Origin of the sequence: Consotaella aegiceratis (assembly GCF_036541425.1) — a bacterium.
Classification (GTDB): domain Bacteria; phylum Pseudomonadota; class Alphaproteobacteria; order Rhizobiales; family Rhizobiaceae; genus Consotaella; species Consotaella aegiceratis.
In genome coordinates, this window is the sequence record NZ_JAZHFT010000016.1 from 76,572 (window position 1) to 98,037 (window position 21,466).

At 64.5% G+C, this 21,466-nt stretch carries 17 protein-coding genes; 5 read left to right on the forward strand and 12 right to left on the reverse strand.

What is annotated here, in order from left to right:
• Positions 1-51: 51 nt before the first annotated feature.
• A complete protein-coding gene (gene pepN / locus SMD10_RS12780; protein ID WP_331686083.1) occupies positions 52-2,700 on the reverse strand; it encodes an aminopeptidase N in 2,649 nt (882 codons plus the stop codon).
• Positions 2,701-3,058: 358 nt separating this feature from the next.
• On the opposite strand from pepN, the gene SMD10_RS12785 reads away from it, so the two are divergent.
• A complete protein-coding gene (locus tag SMD10_RS12785) occupies positions 3,059-4,018 on the forward strand; it encodes a DMT family transporter (protein ID WP_331686084.1) in 960 nt (319 codons plus the stop codon).
• Between the two features lie 19 nt (positions 4,019-4,037).
• Here SMD10_RS12785 and SMD10_RS12790 read toward each other — a convergent pair whose 3' ends face one another.
• A complete protein-coding gene (locus SMD10_RS12790; protein WP_331686085.1) occupies positions 4,038-5,297 on the reverse strand; it encodes an MFS transporter in 1,260 nt (419 codons plus the stop codon).
• A gap of 136 nt (positions 5,298-5,433) precedes the next feature.
• The gene (locus SMD10_RS12795) at positions 5,434-6,372 is read right to left on the reverse strand and encodes a uracil-DNA glycosylase (RefSeq protein WP_331686086.1); all 939 of its coding nucleotides are present in this window, start codon (positions 6,370-6,372) and stop codon (positions 5,434-5,436) included.
• Positions 6,373-6,555: 183 nt separating this feature from the next.
• Here SMD10_RS12795 and SMD10_RS12800 point away from each other — a divergent pair, with 183 nt between their 5' ends.
• Positions 6,556-8,214, forward strand: a complete 1,659-nt coding sequence (locus tag SMD10_RS12800; protein ID WP_331686087.1) for an electron transfer flavoprotein-ubiquinone oxidoreductase — start codon at positions 6,556-6,558, stop codon at positions 8,212-8,214.
• A 67-nt stretch (positions 8,215-8,281) separates the two neighbouring features.
• Here SMD10_RS12800 and SMD10_RS12805 read toward each other — a convergent pair whose 3' ends face one another.
• The 4 genes from SMD10_RS12805 to SMD10_RS12820 form a co-directional block, all read right to left on the reverse strand.
• A complete protein-coding gene (locus SMD10_RS12805; RefSeq protein WP_331686088.1) occupies positions 8,282-9,169 on the reverse strand; it encodes a hypothetical protein in 888 nt (295 codons plus the stop codon).
• Positions 9,105-10,157 carry an endonuclease/exonuclease/phosphatase family protein gene (locus tag SMD10_RS12810; RefSeq protein WP_331686089.1) on the reverse strand — a complete coding sequence of 351 codons (1,053 nt, stop codon included), beginning with the start codon at positions 10,155-10,157 and terminating at the stop codon, positions 9,105-9,107. The genes SMD10_RS12805 and SMD10_RS12810 overlap by 65 nt, the downstream gene beginning before the upstream one ends.
• Positions 10,158-10,167: 10 nt before the next feature.
• On the reverse strand, positions 10,168-11,670 hold the full coding sequence (locus SMD10_RS12815) for an AMP nucleosidase (protein ID WP_331686090.1): 1,503 nt from the start codon (positions 11,668-11,670) through the stop codon (positions 10,168-10,170).
• Positions 11,671-11,755: 85 nt separating this feature from the next.
• Entirely contained in the window at positions 11,756-11,932 is a 177-nt protein-coding gene (locus SMD10_RS12820; protein ID WP_331686091.1) for a hypothetical protein, read from the reverse strand.
• 179 nt (positions 11,933-12,111) lie between these two features.
• Between SMD10_RS12820 and SMD10_RS12825 the strand changes: the two genes are divergently transcribed.
• A complete protein-coding gene (locus SMD10_RS12825; protein WP_331686092.1) occupies positions 12,112-12,822 on the forward strand; it encodes a glutathione S-transferase family protein in 711 nt (236 codons plus the stop codon).
• Between the two features lie 152 nt (positions 12,823-12,974).
• On the opposite strand, the gene SMD10_RS12830 is transcribed toward SMD10_RS12825, so the two are convergent.
• Positions 12,975-13,658 carry an HAD family hydrolase gene (locus tag SMD10_RS12830; protein WP_331686093.1) on the reverse strand — a complete coding sequence of 228 codons (684 nt, stop codon included), beginning with the start codon at positions 13,656-13,658 and terminating at the stop codon, positions 12,975-12,977.
• A gap of 378 nt (positions 13,659-14,036) precedes the next feature.
• Between SMD10_RS12830 and SMD10_RS12835 the strand changes: the two genes are divergently transcribed.
• Positions 14,037-14,309, forward strand: a complete 273-nt coding sequence (locus SMD10_RS12835; RefSeq protein WP_331686094.1) for a sel1 repeat family protein — start codon at positions 14,037-14,039, stop codon at positions 14,307-14,309.
• A 27-nt stretch (positions 14,310-14,336) separates the two neighbouring features.
• Here SMD10_RS12835 and SMD10_RS12840 read toward each other — a convergent pair whose 3' ends face one another.
• From SMD10_RS12840 to ku, 4 genes are all read right to left on the reverse strand, one after another.
• Positions 14,337-15,458 carry a pyridoxal phosphate-dependent aminotransferase gene (locus SMD10_RS12840; protein ID WP_331686095.1) on the reverse strand — a complete coding sequence of 374 codons (1,122 nt, stop codon included), beginning with the start codon at positions 15,456-15,458 and terminating at the stop codon, positions 14,337-14,339.
• Between the two features lie 20 nt (positions 15,459-15,478).
• A complete protein-coding gene (locus tag SMD10_RS12845; protein ID WP_331686096.1) occupies positions 15,479-16,015 on the reverse strand; it encodes a gamma carbonic anhydrase family protein in 537 nt (178 codons plus the stop codon).
• Positions 16,016-16,093: 78 nt separating this feature from the next.
• Positions 16,094-18,694 carry a DNA ligase D gene (gene ligD, locus SMD10_RS12850; protein ID WP_331686097.1) on the reverse strand — a complete coding sequence of 867 codons (2,601 nt, stop codon included), beginning with the start codon at positions 18,692-18,694 and terminating at the stop codon, positions 16,094-16,096.
• Positions 18,695-18,711: 17 nt separating this feature from the next.
• Entirely contained in the window at positions 18,712-19,641 is a 930-nt protein-coding gene (gene ku / locus SMD10_RS12855) for a non-homologous end joining protein Ku (protein WP_331686098.1), read from the reverse strand.
• A gap of 474 nt (positions 19,642-20,115) precedes the next feature.
• On the opposite strand from ku, the gene SMD10_RS12860 reads away from it, so the two are divergent.
• A complete protein-coding gene (locus SMD10_RS12860) occupies positions 20,116-21,264 on the forward strand; it encodes a porin (protein WP_331686099.1) in 1,149 nt (382 codons plus the stop codon).
• Positions 21,265-21,466 lie beyond the last annotated feature (202 nt).

The following is a 21,466-nucleotide window of genomic DNA, read 5'->3' on the forward strand; positions in this document are numbered from 1 at the left end:
ATCAGCTTGTCCAGACCTTGTCGGTCGCAAAAGAAATAGTTAAGGAGTCAACTACCTCAGTGAACGATCCACAATATCGCGAAGATCGACTGACAGATCCTTCTGCTCCGAGAGCCAGGTCAAGGTCGAACGGGCCGCCTCGCGCCGCCCGCTCTCGAAGCTGCGCCAGGAGCGGAACGCCGTGGCGATGCGCGCGGCAATCTGCGGATTGAGCGCATCCAGTTCGACCAGATGCTCCGCGACCCAGCGATAGCCGGCGCCGTCCGCCCTGTTGAACGCGACCTGGTTGCCGGAGGCGAAGCTGCCGATCAGGGCACGCACCCGGTTCGGGGTGTTGAGGGTGAAGAGGCGATGGCCGGCCAGCCGTTGCACGGCGTCGAGGGTCGAGGTCTGCGGCACGGTGGCCTGGATGGCGAACCATTTGTCCATGACGAGCGAATTGTCGCAGTAGCGCTCGTAGAAGCTGCCGAGGGCCGAAGCGGTCGGGGAGGCTTCAGGAAACCAGTGCGCCAGGATGCCGAGCGCCGCCAGGCGATCGGTCATGTTCTGGGCGGTCTCGAACTGCGAAGCCACGACCGAGGGGTCGCCGCCGGCCGCAGCGGCATATTCCAACGCAACGTTGCGCAGGGCCCGGCGGCCGGCGCTGGCCGCGTCGGGCGAGAACGCCGTCTGCTCATCGAGAGAGGTTCTGAGGTTCGCGAAGACATCGCGTCCCGCCCCCCCGATGGCGCGGACCGCCTCCGCGCGGGCGGTGTGCACGGCGTCGGGATCGATCTCCTCGCCGATCAGGCGGGCGATCTCCGATTCCCCCGGCAGCGACAGCGCCTGAGCCCGCAACGCCGGGTCGAGGGCAGGATCCGCAGCTGTGGCGATCAGCGTCTCGATCACCCGTGGGTCGACCCGCACGCTCGCACCCAGGCGCGCGTCGGCGCTGGCCCGCCGCAATTCGTCGCCCACGACGTCCATCAGCGCACGCCAGCGGTTGAACGGATTGGGATCGAGCCGGCCGAGGGCGAGCCGATCGTCCTCGCTTTGCTCCATGCGCAGGCTGACGGGCGCGGAAAAGTCGCGCAGCATCGATACGTACGGCCGCGAACCCAGGCCGGTGAAGGTGACGGTTGCTTGGCGTTCGCGCAGATGAATGACATCGTCCGCGATCTCGGCCCCGGTGGCCTTATCGAACGCCATGTCCTCGCCGTTCGCACCCACGAGGCCGAAGCGGATCGGAATGTGCATCGGCTTGATGCCGGTCTTGGCTGCGCCGCAGGCCAGCTCCTGCTGCATCGTCAGCGTCAGCGTCCCGGAGGCCACGTCGAAACGCTCGTCGATCGACAGCATCGGCGTGCCCGCCTGATCGTACCAGAGCATGAACTGTCCGAGGTCGGCACCCGTCGCATCCTCGAAGCAGCGGATGAAATCCTCGACGGTCGCCGCCTCGCCGTCATGCCTCTCGAAATAGAGATCCATGCCGGCACGGAACCCGGCGAAGCCGACGATCGTCTCGATCATGCGGACCAGTTCAGCGCCCTTGTCGTAGACCGTCGCGGTGTAGAAGTTGTTGATTTCGCGGTATTCGTGCGGCCGCACCGAGTGTTGCAGCGGTCCTTGATCCTCGGGAAACTGGTGCGCCTTCAGACCGCGCACCGAGGCGATGCGCTTGACCGGCCTGGAGCGTTCGTCGGCCGAGAACTCCTGGTCGCGATAGACCGTCAGACCTTCCTTCAGACAGAGCTGGAACCAGTCTCGGCAGGTGATGCGGTTGCCGGTCCAATTGTGGAAATACTCGTGCGCGATGACCGTCTCGACACCGGCATAGTCGGTGTCTGTCGCGGTGTCGGGATCGAGCAGAACGTATTTGTGGTTGAAGACGTTGAGCCCCTTGTTCTCCATCGCTCCCATGTTGAAGTCGGAGATCGCCACGACGGAGAACTGGTCGAGATCGTATTCGCGGCCGAAGCGGCGCTCGTCCCAGGCCATCGAGCGCTTGAGCGCGTCCATGGCGTAAGTGGCCAGCCGGCCCATACCCTTTTCCGTATAGATCGCCAGAGCGACGTCGCGGCCGCTCATGGTGCGGAACGTGTCGTTCAGGGCGTCGAGGTCGCCGCCGACCACCGCGAAGAGATAGCTCGGCTTGGGAAACGGATCGTGCCACACGGCAAAATGGCGACCTCCGGCGAGATCGCCGGTTTCAACCCGGTTGCCGTTGGAGAGCAGCACGGGCGCCTGGGTGCGGTCGGCCTCCAGCCGGACGCTGTAGACGGACAGGACGTCGGGCCGGTCGAGGAAATAGGTAATCCGCCGGAAGCCCTCCGCTTCGCACTGGGTGCACCACACGCCGTTCGACCGATAGAGGCCCATCAGCTTGGTGTTCTTCTCGGGCTCGAGAACGGTCTCGATCGTCAGCTGGAACCGGCCGCTTTCCGGGAGGCCATCGATCCGCAGTTCGTCGGGCGTCGCCTGATAGCGATCGGCGGGCACGGGCTCGCCGTCGAGCCTGAGCCCTGTCAGGACCAACTCGTCGCCGTCGAGCACGAGTGCGGCAGACGCGGGCGTTTCCGGCCGCCGTTCCATCGACAGCACCGTGGTCACGTCCGTTCGCTGCTCGAACAGGCGCACGGTCATGTCGATCGTATGGATGACGAAATCGGTCGGTCGGTAATCCTCAAGCCGAACGACTTGCGACTGGTCGGTGTCCAACATGTCTGGTTCCTCAACGCTTTCGTGCGGGGATAGCCGTCCAGCACGCGCTTGCCAACGCCCGCCTTCGCCGCGCCCGATCACAGTTGGCGGTCCGGCTGTTTTTTCGGGCTCGACGTAGCCTTCACCACGCCATAAGTAACCCGGTTATGCGCATCGTTACCGATGCGTTCCCGCCGGGTCTGTTTCAGGAGCCTCTCGCGATCCTCGCCGCACAGTCGATGCGGCCGTTCGACGCGCTGTGCGCGGTGCCGAGGCGCCGTCGTCCGGATAGGCCCGATCGGAGGCAGTCCAGCCGAATGTCCGGTTTCGCCGGGCCCCGGAGTGAAAGCGCAGCCCGAATGGGCGAAAAGAAAGAGCCATGCTGAGTGAACCGTCCGCACCGAACGCCGCCCAGCAGGGAAATCCCGCCATCGGCATTGGCCTGAAGCTTCTGTCCATCGTCTTCTTCGTCGGCATGCAGACCTGCATCAAGGCGGCCGGGCAGGGAGTTCCGCCGGGCGAGGTGGTCTTCTTCCGCTCCTTCTTCGCACTCATTCCCGTTGCCGCCTATCTCGCCTGGCTGGGCGTCCTGAAGACCGCGTTCAAGACCGACGACCTGCTGGGCCACGTGTGGCGCGGCGTCATCGGCGTTTCGTCGATGGGGCTCGGCTTCTTCGCCTTGACCCGTCTGCCCTACCCCGAGTTCATCGCGATTTCCTATGCGGCGGCCCTGCTGACCGTGGTCTTTGCCGCGATCTTCCTGCGCGAGGTCGTGCGCGCCTATCGGTGGACGGCCGTGGTGATCGGACTGGCCGGGGTCTTCGTCGTCTCGGCGCCCAAGCTGACGCTGATCGGCGGGGGGCTCGACAGCTCGGAGGCCGTCGGCGTGGTGGTCGCACTGACCTCCGCCGTCTTCGGCGCCATCGCCGCGATCCAGGTGCGTCGCCTCGTGCGTTCCGAACCGACCGCCACGATCGTGCTCTACTTCAGCGTCATGTGCAGCGCGATTTCGGCGCTGACGATCTTTTTCGGCTGGACGGTGCCGACCGGCTGGCAGGCCTTCTTCCTGGTCTCCGCCGGACTGTGCGGGGGTATGGGCCAGCTTCTTCTGACGGGATGCTACCGCTTCGCCGACACCTCGACGGTCGCGCCGTTCGAATATTCCTCGCTGTTGCTCGCCATCCTGATCGGCTACGCGATCTTCGACGAATCGGTGTCGTCGACGACGCTGATCGGCGCGGTGATCATCATCGGCGCTGGCGTCTTCATCATCTATCGCGAGCACCAGCTGGGCATCGAACGCGCCCGGGCGCGCAAGGTGATGACGCCGAACGGCTGATCACGCTTCCCCGGCGTCCTCACACAGGCTCGACCGACTGCTCGGCGAGCTCGGCGCGCGGATCGAGCGCGAAGGTCGCCGGCGTCTGGGTGCGGGCCAGCGGGATAGTCTGGAAGTCGATGCGCTCCTCGGCCTTCGGCGGCTCGCGGCGGTAGGTGCGATAGAAGGCATAGAGAGCAAAGGCGGCATTTGCGCTGCCGATCGCCACGAAAATGCCGACCGGCCCGAGATTGGCCATCATACCCGCGGCGAACAACGGCCCGATCATTGTGCCGAAGCCGTAGAGGATCAGCAGACCGCTCGAGATCTTCACGAAGTCCTTGTCGTCCGCGTAATCGTTGGCGTGCGCAACGGTCAGAGAGTAGGCCGGATACATCACGCCGCCGATGACGAAGGCGACGGCGAAGAACGTTATCGCCGTCGCGCCTGCAAAGAAGATCGCGACCGACGACGCGAGCGCGCCGATGAGGCCGGCTGCCGTCATGACATAGCGCCGATCGGTCCTGTCCGAGATCCTGCCGAGCGGATACTGGAAGACGATGCCGCCGGCCATCGTCACCACCAGCAGGGTCGCGATCTCGGTCGTCGAGAAGCCGATCCGTTCGGCAAAGACCGGCGCCATATTGGTCCAGGCGCTGGCGATGACGCCGGCCAGGAAGACGCCGACGACGGCGACCGGCGAATTGCGGTAGATCAGCGGGACGTCGAGCTTGACCACGGTCAGCGGCGCCGGAGAGGGCGCCCGCGACAGCGCGGTCGGGATCACCGCGAGGGCGAAGAGGATGGCGCCGAGCATGAAAGGCGCATCGAGCGCGGGATTGCTCAGGGGCATGACGTACTGGCCGCCCATCATCGCGCTCATGGTGACGATCATGTAGAGCGAGAACACCGTGCCGCGTGTCTCGTTGGTCACCCGCTCGTTGAGCCAGCTCTCGATCACCATGTAGGCCCCGGCGAGCCCGAAGCCGGAAAGGCCGCGGATCAGCATCCATGCGATCGGGTCGACGATCAGCGCATTCATCAGCATCGAGATAGCGAGGAGGGCCGCGAGGCTGGAAAACGTGCGCACGTGGCCGGCGCTGCGCACGATCCTCGGTGCGATCAGACAGCCCACGGTAAAGGCGATGGCATAGCCCGTGCCGAGCAGGCCGATCTCATAGGCCGACCAGCCCTCGATCGAACCGCGCACGGGCAATAGAATCCCGAGAAGGCCCGCACCCGCCATCAGGAAGAAGGTGGAGGTCATCAGGGAGATGATCGGCAGGATCGGGAGGGACATGAAGAAGCCTGGCGCGTCGGCTGCTGCGAGTAGCTTGAAACGATGTGCGGCGGCTCGCCGCACATGTCTGCGATGGCCGCCCGTAGCTGATTTGCCGCCGCTTGGCGAGCGGCATTTTGATGACGAATCGAGCCTGTCAGGACCCCGTAGAGGTACCCGTGCGGAGCTCGTCGAGCCGGTTCTTCAGCGCCAGGAGGTCGCGCCAGGCGAGCCGCTTCTGCGCCGGCTGGCGCAGCAGGTAGGCCGGATGCAGCATCGGCATGGCGGGAATCGTCTCCTCGGCCTCCAGGCCGTAGGTGAAGTGCATCCAGCGGCCGCGAATCCGCAGGATTCCGTCGTCGGCGCGCAGGATCGCCTTGGTTGCCGGCGAGCCGAGGCACGCGATGACCCTGGGCTTCACCAGCTCGATCTGGCGGGTGATGAAAGGCAGGCAGATTTCGGTTTCAGCCGGCGTCGGCGGACGATTGCCGGGCGGACGCCACGGCACCGTGTTGGTGACGCGCACCGCGTCGCGCTCCAGGCCGATCGCCGCCAGCATGCGGTTGAGAAGCTGGCCGGAGCGGCCGACGAACGGCTCGCCGGCGGCGTCCTCCTCGCGACCGGGAGCCTCGCCGATCAGCATCAGTTCGGCGTCGGCGGCGCCGTCGCCGAACACCATCGAGCGCGCGGCGTTGCGGAGGTTGCAGCCCTCGAAGCCGGCCAGAGCCTGGCGCAAATCCTCCAGCGTGGCCGCCGAGCGGGCCCGCTCACGCGCGTCGGCCACGGCGATTTCGTCGGGCACCGCCACATGGGGCGCGGGAAAACCGGTGGAGGACCGCCCCGGTTCGCCGGCGGACGGCGTGGCGGGGGCAGCCCCTTCCTCAGGTCGCGCTTCGGCCCGGCGTTCGGGCCGCGGCGCCGGGGCGGGCGACGGTGTCGGATCGCGGCCTTCGATCGCCTGCGCCTGCGCCGCCGTCTCGCCGAAGCGGTCGCGCGGGGTCTCGCCGAGCAGCGCGTCAACGCCGGCCTCGGCGTACCACGCCAGAAGCGCGGCGGCCGCTTGCGGGCTTCGATCGTATTCAGGGCCTTCGGTCATCGTCTGCTGTCATAGATCAAAGCGCGGGGTGAATCGATGCCATTGCCTCGTTGCCAAACCGCCTTGGCTTGGCCGACAGGCGAAAGACATTTCCCATAACGGCTTCGAAGCGCAGTTTTGTGTTCTTGCGGCGTGCAGGCCGACAGGGTAGCCGAAGACGGACCAGTATCGGAAGGGATGACAATGAGCGAGGCCGGGGCGCCCGAACGCGAGAGCATGGAGTTCGACGTCGTCATCGTCGGCGCCGGGCCTGCGGGGTTGGCTGCAGCGATCCGCCTGAAACAGCTCGACGAGGATCTGTCGGTGGTGGTGCTGGAGAAAGGGGCCGAGGTTGGCGCCCACATTCTCTCCGGCTGCGTGCTCGATCCTTCGGCGCTCGACCGGTTGCTGCCCGAATGGCGCGGCGAGGATACGCCGATCAAGACGCCGGTCACGCGCGACCGGTTTCACTTCTATGGGCCGCAGGGCGGCATCCGCTTGCCGAATGCGCTGATGCCGCCGTTCATGAACAACCATGGCTGCTTCGTCGTGGAACTCGGGCCGGTCTGCCGCTGGCTCGCAGAAAGGGCCGAGGCGCTGGGCGTCGAGATCTATCCCGGCTTTGCCGCGACGGAGCTGATCGTCGATGAAGCCGATGCGGTCATCGGCGTCGCCACCGGCGACATGGGGGTCGGCCGGGACGGTGAGCCAGGGCCGAACTACCAGCGCGGCATGGCGCTTCTCGGCAAGTACGTGCTGATCGGCGAGGGCGCGCGCGGTTTTCTCGCCAAGCAGGCGATCCGGCGCTATGGCCTCGATGCCGGTCGCGAGCCGCCGAAATTCGGGATCGGACTCAAGGAGGTCTGGGAGATCGATCCGGCCAAGCATCGGCCCGGCCTGGTCGAGCATTCCTTCGGCTGGCCGCTGGGCTCGTCGGCCGGCGGCGGCTCCTTCCTCTATCATATGGCCGATGCCCAGGTGGCCGTCGGTTTCGTCGTCCATCTGAATTACAGAAATCCCTATCTCTCGCCGTTCGAGGAATTTCAGCGCTTCAAGACGCATCCCGACGTCGCCGCGCTGCTGCAGGGCGGACGGCGCATCGGCTATGGCGCCCGGGCGATCAGCGAGGGCGGCTGGCAGTCGGTGCCGCGGCTCGCCTTTCCCGGCGGCGCGCTGATCGGCTGCTCGGCCGGCTTCGTCAACGTGCCGCGCATCAAGGGAGCGCACAACGCCATGGCGTCGGGCATGCAGGCCGCCGAAGCCGCGCGCGCGGCGATCGCGGCCGGCCGGCAGCACGACAGGCTGGACGCCTACGAGGAGGGCTGGCGTGCATCCTCGATCGGTCGCGATCTCAAGCCGGTGCGCAACGTCAAGCCGTTGTGGTCGCGCTTCGGCACAGGCCTCGGCATCGCACTCGGCGGGTTCGACATGTGGCTGAATGCGCTCCTGGGCGTTTCGCTCTTCGGCACGCTCGGCCACGGCAAGCCCGATCATGCGGCGACCGAGCCCGCGGCAAAGCACAAGCCGATCGCCTATCCGCGTCCCGACGGCATCCTGACTTTCGACCGGCTGTCGTCGGTGTTCCTGTCGGGAACGAACCATGAGGAGGACCAGCCGGTCCATCTAAAGGTGAAGGACCCGGCGCTGCAGAAGGCGTCGGAACACGATGTCTTCGCCGGACCGTCGGCGCGCTATTGCCCCGCAGCCGTCTATGAATGGGTCGAGGGGGAGGGAGGCCCGACCTTCGTCATCAACTCCGCCAACTGTGTCCACTGCAAGACATGCGACATCAAGGATCCGAACCAGAACATCGAATGGGTCCCTCCACAGGGCGGTGAGGGACCGGTCTATCAAGCGATGTAGCGGGCGCAAAAAGAACGCCGACAACCAAGCCGGCGTTCTCGGTCTTCGATAGGGGACGATGCGAGCCCTACTGGACCGCCTGCACCACCTTGCACAGCTCAACGAGGGCGTGGTCGTAGGCCTTGGGGTCCATCACGATCGCGGCGCACTTCTTGACGGTGGCGATCTGGTCGGCCTCCGACATCGAGGCGAACGAATTGTAATACTGCACCTGTTCGCCGGTGAAGCCGGACAGGTCGACGGTCTGGGTCCCAGCCGCCGCCTGACCCGGGGTCGTGCCGACCGCACCCGTCGCGGCAGCGGTTCCGCCGCCAATCGATGCGTCGACATTGGCATTTGTCGTGTCGCCGACGGCAGCATTCACGTCTGCGTTGGCCCCATTGCCGCCGCCTATCGAGGCATCGACGTCCGCGTCGACACCATCGCCGCCCCCAACGGAAACGTCCGCATCGGCATCGACGCCATCGTCGCGACCGACTGAGGCATCCGCATCGGCGTCGACCCCGTCGTCACCGCCGACGGACGCGTCGGCATCCGCATCGACGCCGCCACCGCCGCCCACGGAGGCATCGACATCCGCGTCGACACCACCATCGTCGCCGCCACCGACCGATGCGTCGGCATCGACACCGCCGTCACCGGCATCGACACTCACCTGCGCGAAGGTCGGAGCGATCGCGAGACCGCTGGCCCCGGTCAACAGAGCCAGAACGACGAGCCCTCGCGGAAATGTGCGGTCAGTCATCTTATTCTCCCAAACTATTGGTCCGAAAAGACCTTTCGGGAAAAGAAGAATTGCTGTTTGTAAAAGTTCCTTGCCGCTACGTCTTATGGTATTTCTCGTCTTGATGATGCTGTAAAAATTATTCGAAAACGGTAATGAAGTGGCTTTAATGGTTAAGTATGGTCTGTTTCGATGCCAGTTGCTGCCCGCCTGATATGTCTTCTTCGTCATGCTTCGGCAGTGGAACCACGCTGAATGCAACGAGTACGGGCAGGTGATCCGAGGCCGTCGGCCGCAATCGCTGCGTGGCTATATGCCGGATCTGGCTTCCGGCGATGACATTATCGAGCGGCAGCCCGACACGGCCTGCCCACGCTGTCGGTAGCCGTGCGTGGATCCAGGTCGGCCCGATGCCGGGCGTAACACGCATGCTGCCGGCCTGTGCGACGGTGGTGACGGCAGCACTCCAGGGCGCGGCATTGAAGTCGCCGGCGAGAAGCGAGCGCCCGGGAAAGCCTGCGAGAATCGGCTGCAACCACCCGATCTGCCGCCATTGGTGGCTCGGCCAAGGCCAGTTGAGATGGATCGAGCCGATGCGCACCGGGGTACCGTCGAAGTCGACGTCGCGCGCCGCCAGGCCGTCGTCCCGGCGGCATGTCGACCAGTCGCCGGCGAACGGGCGGCGCGACAGGATGGCGATCTTGTCTCTGGCCGACGTGCCGCCGCAGAAATATTGGTAGGGATAGCTGTCCCGGATGCCGGCAAGCGAGGTCATCCAACGCGGCGATGCCTCCTGCAGGGTGATCACGTCCGGCCGGATTTCATTGATGCGCTGCAGCGTCGGCCGGTGATCCTCGGCATCATAGAGCAGGTTCATCTGCAGCAGCGTATAGCGCGGCTGCTCGTCCTGGAGCGGGGCATCTTCCGGCTGTGACACGAGATAGGGCACGGCCGAGCTTAACCCCACGACGGCCACGAGCACGCAGGCCAAGCCCGCCAGCCACTGGCCCGTCACCAGCAGCACCGGCACGACCAGGACCAGCAATACTGCCAAGTGGACGCGAAAATGGCTCAGGCTGTCCAGTGCATGGACATGTCGGCCCTGGAATCCAGCGAGGATCATGGCGCCCAGAACGACCGCTGAGAACAGCCCGGCCGCGGTCACGGCTGTGCCGTCATCGCGGAGCGCGGAAACGGACCGGTCGTCCAGATGCGCCATCCCACCACGCCTATTGGAACGCGGTCTCGTAAAAGGAGCGCAGCTTGCGCGAATGAAGCCGTTCCGGCGGCATCTGCGACAGTTTTTCCATCGCTCGGATGCCGATCCGCAGATGCTGGGCGACCTGGGAATTGTAGAATTCCGTTGCCATGCCCGGCAGCTTCAATTCGCCGTGCAGCGGCTTGTCGGAGACGCACAGCAACGTGCCATAGGGCACCCGGAACCGATAGCCGTTGGCGGCAATCGTCGCCGATTCCATATCGAGCGCGATGGCCCGCGACTGTGACAATCGCTCCACCGGCTCGGTCTGGTCGCGCAGCTCCCAGTTCCGGTTGTCGATGGTGGCGACGGTCCCGGTGCGCATGATCCGCTTCAGATCGTAGCCGGAATAGCCGGTGATCTCGGCCACCGCCTCCTCGAGCGCGACCTGAACCTCCGCCAGAGGCGGGATCGGCACCCAGACCGGCAGATCGGCATCGAGGACGTGGTCCTCGCGGACATAAGCGTGGGCCAGCACGTAGTCGCCCAGCGCCTGGGTGTTGCGCAGGCCGGCGCAGTGGCCCAGCATCAGCCAGCAGTGCGGCCTCAACACGGCGACGTGGTCGGTGATCGTCTTGGCGTTGGACGGCCCGACGCCGATGTTGATCATGGTGATGCCGTGGCCGTGCTCGCGCACCAGGTGATAGGCGGGCATTTGCGGCATGCGCAGCGGTGCGACCCCCGAGGCCGGCTCGCGGGCGCCCGCCGGCGTGATCAGGTTGCCGGGCTCGACGAAGGCGGTGTAGCCGCCACCGCCGCCCGCCATCACCTCGCGGGCCATCATGCAGAACTCGTCGACATAGAACTGGTAGTTCGTGAACAGGACGAAATTCTGAAAGTGCGTCGGGTGAGTGGCCGTATAGTGCGCCAGCCGATGCAGCGAATAGTCGACGCGCTGCGCGGTGAACGGCGCGAGCGGAAGCGGCTCGCCCGTTTGCGGCTCGAAATTGCCGTTGACGATCCGGTCGTCGGTCGCCGCCAGATCGGGGACGTCGAAGAGGTCGCGCAGCGGCCGGTTGAGCTTGGCGGCCTGGCCGCCATCGACATAAGACCCCTCGCGGAAGGCGAAGTGCAGGGGAATCGGCGTCTTCGAATCGCCGACATAGACCGGGTGGCCGTGGTTGCGGATCAGAAGCTCGATCTGCTCGGTCAAATACGGCCCGAAAAGGTCGGGACGGGTGATCGCTGTGGCGTAGCGGCCCGGTTCGGAGACATGGCCGAAGGCGAGGCGTGAATCGACGCGCGCATGACTGTCGGCGACGAAGGCGATCTCCGGATAGAAGGCGCGATAGTGCCGGTTGGTCTCGCTGGTCGACAGCACGTGGTCGAACTTCTCCGCCAGAAAGGCGACCGAGCGGTCATAGAGCCGGGTGAGAGCCTCCACCGCCGCTTCCGCATCCGTGAAGGCGAGAGACGGGCTGGCGTCCGGCTTGACGAGAGGAAGATCCGTTGAAGCTTGGGCAAGTGGCGTCATCGCGGCAATCTACCCGCACTCTGCGACCGGCGAAAGACGACACAGCATGATTGCGGCCGTTTCTTTCGAAGCGGCGCAAGGACGTCTAGAACAGGCCCGACGCGCTCCCCGTGGAACTGCAGGCCGGGGATTGCGAGCCGCTGCAGTTCAGCGACTGGCTGACGGCGAAGCTGCGTTCGCCGCGCGCGGTGCCGACAATGACGCTGAAGCTCAGCGCGAACAGCGCGATCAAGGTGGTGACGAGCGTCAGTCGAATCAGCATCGGTGGCCTCCTGGATGGTGCGATGACTGTCGCACAGCCAAGCTGAACCGGGGCTGACATTTTCATACAATCAGCGTTCAGGATGGCGGATGGGCAGGTTTGCGAACGACATCGGATGCGCTAAATCAAACCGGACTCCTCCGCAAGACATTTCTCCCCAATCCATTGCGAGGCCTTTCATGGCGACTCAGACCAACCCTATCAAGCTTTACTATTGGCCCACGCCGAACGGCTGGAAGATCTCCATCATGCTGGAGGAATTGGGCATTCCTTACGAGATCCAGTATGTGAACATCGGCGCCGGAGACCAGTTCAAGCCCGACTTTCTGGCCATTTCACCCAACAACCGGATGCCCGCGATCGTCGACCCCGAGGGGCCAGGCGGCGAGCCGATCTCGGTGTTCGAATCGGGTGCCATCCTGCAATATCTCGGGCGCAAGTTCGGCCGCTTCTATCCGAGCGACGAGCGGGCGCGCGTCGCCGTCGACGAGTGGCTGTTCTGGCAGGTCGGAGGGCTCGGGCCGATGGCCGGCCAGTGCCATCACTTCCGCAACTATGCGCCTGAGAAGATCCAGTACGGCATCGACCGCTACACCAACGAGGTGAACCGGCTCTACGGCGTCATGAACAAGCGGCTCGGCGACCGTGACTTCCTGGCCGGCGAATATTCCATTGCCGACATGGCCTGCGTCGGCTGGGTCAAGCCGTACAAGAACCAGGGCCAGGAGATCGAGGATTTTCCGAATGTGAAGCGTTGGTTCGAGACCCTGCTGGCGCGTCCGGCGGTCGAGAAGGGCTTGGCGATCGGGCAGGAGGAACGGGAGAAGATGAATCTCGCCACCGACAAGAACGCTCAGAGCGTGCTGTTCGGTCAGAAGGCGCGGAACTGATGTGATCCTGGGGAATGGCGAACGCACGCCACGACGGCAGACATGACGAGGGGCCGGCGACATCGGACGCCGGCCCCTGTGTTCGGTCCGATGGCATAAGGAATGACCAAGGCCTCGCCGATCAGCTCGGCCGACCCGCTTTGCCATATGCGCTATCGCGCGTTCCAGTGCTTGACGGCGATCTCCCTGACCTCGTGAAGGTCCGAGGCCACATGAACGCAGAGCGCGCGAATGTCCGCGGTTGGCGCCACCAGATCCGGCACCATGACCACCATCATTCCGGCACTATGGGCTGCCCTGATTCCGGCAACGGAGTCCTCGACGGCCAGACATGCAGTTGGGAGGATGTTCAACATCCTCGCTGCCGTTAGGAAAAGATCAGGGTAGGGCTTTCCACGTTCCACGTCATCGCGGGTAACAAGCGTGGCCAACCGGTTTCGCAGGCCGGAGCGAGCCAGATGCGACTCGGCGGTTCGGCGACTGGAAGATGTTGCGACGGCGGTCGGGATCCCTTCCGCGACGAGGTCATCCAGCAGTTCGACCGCTCCCGGTTTCAAAGGTACGCCTTGTGAGAGCAGGTCATCGCGATGCTCGGCAAATAGCCGGTTGCACTCCGCGAACGGGAAACTCGATCCGAAGTGCTCCTGCAAGATGAGATCGCATTCCTTGCCGGGGATGCCGATCAACGACCGGCAAAGGCTGTCGCTTGCCGAAAAACCGGTGGCGGCGACAGCGTGTTTCAGGGCGCGATAATAAACGATCTCGGTGTCGTGCAACGTGCCGTCCATGTCGAGGATGACGGCGCCGATTGGATTTCGGAGTTTCGGAAAGGTCATGCTTCCATATTAACGTGGTTCGCGGCTCGACGCACCACCGTCCGACGATGCCGTCGGCAACGATCGCCTATCAGCCGTAGCCGCGACATCTCTCCGCCCGGCCGATGTCCAGTCGGGGTCTGTTTTCGCGGTCGCTCTTTGAACTTGATGGTGAATGCAATATTGCCGGCTTATGCTAAAGAAACTGTCAAATTAATAGAGAAAGCTTGCAAGGCAGCGGCTTGATCCGCCGCGCTTACGAAGCTTTCTGAAATGTTTCCTCGGCGTTTAACTCAAATTAGCCACGCATTTTAGGAGGATTTTCAAGGCCCCGAGCGATGATCGTGTCATCAAAGCCGGGGCAGACAGCGATCCCGGCGCAGAACAGGGAAGACGACAATGGCACGCTTTGAACTCCTCGATCCTTCGATGGCCACCGCCGGCGGCGCGTTCCACCCCAGCGCCGAAATTCTCTTCGAGATGGGCATGCGCTGCGCCTCCGGGCGCGACAGCGACACCGACCTGATCGCCGCTCACATGTACTTCAACCTGGCCGACCAGTTGGGCGCCGAACGTGCCGCTTTCTATCGCCAGGAAGTCGCCGAGCAGATGTCGAAGATCGAGATCGCCCGGGCCCTGCGCGCCGCGCGGGAATGGCGCTCGCTGCACTGAGCAGACTGCAGCCCGGTCGGCCGCCCGTCAACGATCGGTCGCGTCGGCCTGTTTCAGCGCCTCTGCCAACGCTTCGGCGAACAGAGCGAGATCCTCGCTGGGTCCGACGGTGACGCGGATCATCCGATCGAGTGGCGGGGTGCCCGGCATTCGAATGAACACCCCTTGGCGGAGCACGCCATTCAACACCGCGCGCGCGTAAGCGCCGTCCCGTCCGCAGTCGATGGCGACGAAGTTGGTGGCCGAGGGCAGGGGCCGCAGTCCCTGGGCTGTGGCGATACCGCACAGCGCGCCTCGCGCCGAGACGATCGACTCGATGCTTCGGCGCCGATAGCCCTGGTCCTCGAGTGCCGCGAGCGCACCGGCCTGGCTCATGCGCGAAATGCCGAAATGATTGCGGACCTTGTCGAGATGCACGATGGCCTCGGCCTCGCCCACGGCGTAGCCGACCCGCACGCCCGCCATGCCATAGGCCTTTGAAAAGGTGCGGAAGCGCAGCAGATTGGGGCGCATCAGCCCGATCGACGGCAGCGTTCCGGCGGGCGCCAGATCCCCATAGGCTTCATCGAGCACCAGGATCGTCTCTTCCGGTGTCTCCCGGATCAGACGTTCGACGCTTTCGGCGTCGTACCAGGACCCTGTGGGGTTGTCCGGATTGGCGAAATAAAGAAGCTTCGGTCTGATGTCCCGCGCGCGCTCCAGAAGCGCGTCGAGGTCCTCCGCATCGTCACGATACGGTACGAAGTCGAGCACGCCGCCATGGCCGACGACGTGATAGTTGAACGTCGGATAGGCGCCGAGCGAGGTCAGCACGGTATCGCCCGGTTCGATGGCCACACGCACCAGCAGCCCCAACAGCCCGTCGATCCCTTCCCCGACCGCTATGTTCTCCGGCTTAACCTGGTGATGGGCGGCGATCGCCGCGCGCAAATCGTGCACTTCGGGGTCGCCATAGGCCCAACTTTCGGCGGCGGCGGCCTGCATCGCCTCGATCACCTTCGGTGACGGCCCGAAGACGCTCTCGTTCGCGCCGAGCCGAGCCCGGAACCGGACGCCGGTCTGGCGCTCGATCGCCTCCGGTCCGACGAAGGGAATGGTCGCGGGCAGCTCGCGGGCGAGGGGCGTGAACAGTGCAAGACGTGCGGACATGGGAACCATTGGAGTAAAGCTTATTCACGATCGAGTCGTTTCAGCCCGGTCTTATACTGTCGAGCCTTGGCGACATAGCGCGCGGCAATCTCGCGCAGCCTCCGGATCTCCGCCTCGGCGAGCGGGCGCGCGACTCTGGCGGGGCTGCCGAGCAGCAGCGACCCGCCCGGAAAACACTTTCCCTCGGTGACCAGCGAGCCCGCACCGACGATGGAATTCGCGCCGATGTGGGCGCCATTGAGCACGATCGCCCCCATGCCGATCATTGTGTTGTCGCCGACGGTGCAGCCGTGGACGATGGCGCCGTGACCCACGGTGCAGCCCCGGCCGACTGTCAGCGGAAAGCCGATGTCGGTATGAAAGACGCAGTTTTCCTGGACGTTGCTGCCGGTTCCGATCCGGATCCATTCATTGTCGCCGCGCAGCGCCGCGCCGAACCAGATGCCGACGTCGCGCTCGAGCCGGACGCGGCCGATGACATGGGCCGTCGGCGCGACGAATATATCGTCGGCGTCGGGCAGGTCGGGCGCCTCCTCGTCGAGGGCGTAGATGGGCATGGGTCTTTCTCCGTGGCGCGCGCACGCTCGCGCGTCGCGGCGACCGCCGTCAAGCTGAAAGACACAGGTCACAGTCGCTCATTCGGCGCCGACGGCAGCCATTGCTTTCTTGGCCAGCGATTGTTTGACATCGATATAGTCCGCCCACGGATCGGCATCCTGCAGCCGTTCGAGGATGTCGGCGGGGTGGAACAGATTGGCGGCCGCGAGCCCTTCGAGCTCGTCCCAACTCACCGGGGTGGCGACCGGCGCGCCCTGGCGGGAGCGGGTGGAATAGGGCGCGATCGCCGTCGAGCCGCGCTCGTTGCGCAGCCAGTCGATGAAGATGCGGCCCTTGCGCTTGGCTTTCGACATGGTCGCGACGAACCTCTGCGGCTCGTCGTCGGCCCTCTGGGTGGCAAAGGCTCTGGCGAACGCCTTGATCTGCGGCCACTCCTGGCGCCGGGCGAGCGGCACGACGACGTGCACGCCCTTGCCGCCGGTGACCATAGGAAAGCTTTCGAGCCCGAGTTTCGCGAGACGGTCGCGCAGATCGTTCGCCGCGCTCTTGACGTCGTCGAAGCCGAGACCTTCGTCGGGGTCGAGATCGAATACCATGCGGTCGGGCCGCTCGATGCGGTCGTTGCGCGAACCCCAGATGTGAAATTCGAGCGCGTTCATCTGCATTGCCGCCACCAGCCCGGCGGCATCGGAGACGTAGAGATAGTCCTCCGTTCCCCCGTCCTTCTCGGTAATCGGGACCTTGTGAACGGCATCGGGAAAGCCGCCGGAATCGTGCTTCTGGAAGAAGCAGTGCTTCTGGCCGCCCTGCGGGCAGCGCACCAGCGAGATCGGCCGATCGCCCGCATATTGCAGCATCCGGTCGGCCACCGCCTCATAATAACGGGCGAGGTCGAGCTTGGTCAGGCCCTGGCTCTCGAACACCACGCGATCGGGGTGGGTCAGCTTGATGCCGGCGACCCGGTGGTCGTTGGAGGTGCCGGTCGATCGCGTTCGCGCCGGTCTTGCGGTGTCTTTCGCCGAGGGGGCGGCTGCGGCTTTCGTCGCTTGCGGCTTCTCGTCCACCACGTCCTCCGCTGTCTTGTCCTCGCGCAGGCCCTTGAACACGCCGTGGCGGATGTGCCCATCGGCAGTCAGTTCAGCGAATTCGATCTCGGCGACCAGCGTCGGCGTCAGGAAGGTGGCGCCACGCGCCTCGGCCCGGGCGATGTCGTCGAACGGCGCCGTCTTGCGCGTCAGTGAGGCGAAGCGCTGCTTCAGGTCGTCCATCATCTCCTGATCGAAGCCGCTGCCGACCTTGCCGCGATAGCGCAGCTTCCCGCTCTCGTGGGTGCCGAGCAGGAGCGAGCGGAAGGCCCGCGCCTTCTTGTCGGTTGCCGCATAGCCGCCAATGACGAACTCCTGCCGCTTGCTGCATTTGACCTTGAGCCATGATTTGCCGCGGCCGCCGCGATAGGGCGCATCGGCGCGCTTGGCGACGATTCCTTCATGGCCGGCCGCGCAGATGCTTTTGAGCACCTGCGGCCCCTTGCCGGTGATGTGCTCGCTGTAGAGCAGTTCCTTGCGGTCGGCGCTGCCGATCAGCTCTTCCAGCCGCTCCTTGCGCTCGATCAGGGGACGTTTCGTCAGGTCCTCGCCATCGATCTCGAGCAGATCGAAACAGAAGCAGGCGAGATCGCCCCCCTCCTTCAGGCGCTTCTGCAGGGAGGAAAAGTCGGTGCCGCCGTGCGCGTCGAAGGCGACGACCTCGCCGTCGATCAGCGCGCTGTCGCAGGGAAGCGATTCGATGGCCGGTCCCAGCGGCGCAAAGCGTTCGGTCCAGTCGAGCCCGCTGCGGGTGTAAAGGCGGCATGTCCCGTCGGCGACCGCGATCAGCACGCGATAGCCGTCATATTTCATCTCGTTGATCCAGCCGTCGCCGTCCGGCGCCGTATCGACCAGCGTCGCCAACTGAACCGGCCGAAACTCGGGCAGCGCCAGTGCCCCGGCCTTTTTCTTGGGCTCCTTATGCGAGGCCGGAGCGGGGGAGGTCGATCCGCTCTTGGTGCCGGCCTTCGATGCTGTCCTCGTGGCGCCGGTGTTCCAGACCGGGGAATCGCCCTCGCGGATCGCATCGAGGTCGCGTCCGCTCTTCACGCTTAGCGGCATTTCGTCGACGATGTTGCGGTCGGGATCGGCCACATCGTCCTTTTCCTTGATGAGAAGCCAGTTCTCGCGGGTTTCGCCCTTCTTGCCCTTCATGCGGACGAGGGCCCAGTGGCCGGTCATCTTCTCGCCCTTGAGAAGCATTTTGAGTGAGCCGTCGCGCAAGCCCGCGTCCGGATCTCCGACCGGCTCCCACGTGCCGGCGTCCCACAGCATCACGGTGCCGCCACCATACTGACCCTTGGGGATCGTTCCCTCGAAGTCGCCATAGTCGAGCGGATGGTCCTCCGTGCGCACGGCCAGCCGCTTGTCGGCGGGATCGTAGCTCGGGCCGCGCGTCACCGCCCAGCTCTTCAGCACACCCTCCCACTCCACCCGGAAGTCGTAATGCAGCCGCGTCGCGGCATGCTTCTGCACACAGAAATAGAGCGCTTTGCTCCGTCGCCTGCGCCCTGCACCGGCTGGCTCGCGCGTCTGCGAAAAGTCGCGCTTCTCGCGATAGGTCTTGAGCAGCGTATCGGCTTTGGCGGCCATCGGGCGATCCCAGCCGCTCAGGCGGATTTGCGGCGGCGCGGCGCGGCGGCGGGCTTCTTCTCCACCGGCTTGGCCCGCGCCTTGCCGCTACGGCTCGTCTCGCGTTTGGCGCTCTTGGCCTCGCTGCCCGCCTTCGCCCCGCTCTTCTTGGCACCGTCCGATTCGAGGCTCTTCTTCAGGCTCGCCATCAGATCGACGACGTTGCTCCGCCCGGAGGTCGGCGCCTCATCCTCATCCTCGTGAATCTCGACCGTGCCGCCAGCCTTGCGCTTTTCGGCGATCAGCCGCTTCAGCGCATCGCTATAGTGATTCTTGAACGCACCGGCCTCGAACGGCGCGGTCTTGCGCTCGATCAGCTCGGTGGCCACCGCGAGAAGGTCGTTCTCCGCCTTCTTGGAGGAGATGTCGGAAAAAACCGAATCGGACTTGCGGATCTCGTCCTCGTAATGGAGCGTCTCCAGCAGCAGGCCGGTGCCGCAAGGGCGCACCGCCACGAGATACTCCTTGCCGCGCAACGAGAGCTGGCCGAGGCCGGTCTTCGAGGCCTGACGAAGGGCGTCACGCACGACACGGAATGCGTCCTCGGCAAGGTCGTCCTGCGGGACGAGATAATACGGTTTGTCGAAATAGAGCGGAGGAATCTCGCAGGTGTCGACGAATTGGACGAGTTCCAGCGTCTTCTTCGTCTCCAGCTTGACGTCCTCGATCTCCTCGTCGGTCAGGACCACGTAGTCGTCCTTGCCGACCTCGTAGCCCTTGACGATGTCGGCGGCGTCGATCGGTCCGAGACCGGGCACGATCTTCTCATAATGAATGCGTTTGCCACTGTTCCGATCGATCTGGCGAAAGCTGATGGTCGAGCCGGAAGAGGTGGCTGTGTACATCTCGACCGGAATCGAGACGAGAGACAGGCGGATCTGTCCTTTCCAGACGGGGCGAGGCGCCATCGATCACTCCAAACTACAAATGCCGCATCGAGCGAATCAACGCAGGCGGCACGCGCCTCGTTCCGTTCCGGCAGGTGGCTTGGTGAATGCGGCCGGATTCGCTCCTGCCGGAGCCGGCGTGGTCGTCATTGGATCGTTTCGGTGAAATCGAGCCTGCGGCGTGATTCTGACCGGAGTCGAGGGCTCGAACGGCGCAAATCGCGCCTTTGGAGACCCGCTTGTTAACGATTTGGAAGGGGTTCTTACCGGGTGGTAACGAAAATCGTGGCATCTGCGCAACAGCGGTGTGTCCAAAGCGTCTCAGACCCCCCGCTGGGCCATTTCTGAGATTGCATCGAAAAGCGCCCTGGATATTGTCGCCATGGAAAGGACGCGGAGCGGAAGCTTCGGGGCTTTCGAAGAGGGGATTGGGGCAGGGAAGGCTGTCCTTCAAAAAAGGCCCAACCCTAACCTAGATTGACTGGAGGTCAGGACATGAACATCAAGAGCCTTCTTCTCGGCTCCGCCGCGGCTCTCGTCGCGGTTTCTGGCGCCCGCGCGGCTGACGCGGTCGTCATGGTCGAACCCGAGCCGGTTGACTACGTTCGCGTTTGCGACGTGTACGGCACGGGCTTCTATTACATCCCGGGCACTGAGACCTGCCTGAAGATCGGCGGTTTCGTCCGTTTCCAGATTTCGGGCACCGGCGGTGACGATACCGAAAACTCCGAAGGCGACGACTACGCCACCAGCTGGCGGACTCGCGCTCGCTTGAACGTCGACGCTCGCGAAGAGACCGAATTCGGTCAGCTGCGCGCCTACATGGCACTGCAGGACGACAGCGACAGCTCGGCCGATTTCCATATCGACTCCGCCTACATCCAGTTGGGCGGCCTGACGATGGGTTATCTGGACTCGATCTACAAGGCCGGTACCGGTACGCCTGCCGACCAGAACTTCAAGGTCGGTGCGGTCAAGGACGAGACCATCCAGTACACGTTCTCCAGCAACGGTTTCGTCGTTGCGATCGGTGCTGACGACGATGGCACGGGCGACGTCACTCCAGACTTCAGCGCCAAGATCGGTTACACCGGTGGTTGGGGTTCGTTCTTCGTCTACGGCGGCTTGGATGAGGATACCGACTACGGCTTCGGTGACGACTTCCTCGATCCGACCGACTACGAGACGTTCGATGCCTATGACACCTTCGTCCTCGAAGGCAGCGAAGGCGACACGTCTGGTTCGCTCAAGGCCAATCTGACCCTGACCGACTTGGTTGCCGCTGGTTCGACCCTCACCGTCGAAGGCACCTACTCGTTCGATCCGAACCGCTATTCGGTTTGGGACGGCGGCTTCGACTTGCCGATCGAGTGGTCGGCTTCGGGTGGTTACGGCCAGGAACTCGGCAAGCTCTTCGTCGCGGTCGGCGGCTTCTACGGTGAGACCTTCGACCTCGGCTATGGCGTCGGCGATGTCGACTACTACGGTAGCGCGGACGTCTGGGGCGCGGAGCTCTATGGCTCCTACGAGCTCACCGACAACTTCGTCGTGTCGGCCGACATCTACTACTCCGAGGTGGATTATGCCGGCCCGGCCGAATCCGATCTGACCGCTGGATACCTCCGCTTCCAGCGCAACTTCTAATCGAACCTAGCTTCGATCATGTTGAGGGCCCGGCATTTGCCGGGCCCTCAGACTATTGACAAGGCCCTGGCGGAACAGGCTGTGTGGAAAGCCGGGCAAATCAGATAGGATGGCCGCCTTGGGAACAGGGCGGCCATTTTCATGGGATATATCGTCGGCGAGGATCGGGAGCAGGTATCGCTTCTGCCGTCACGGATCGAAG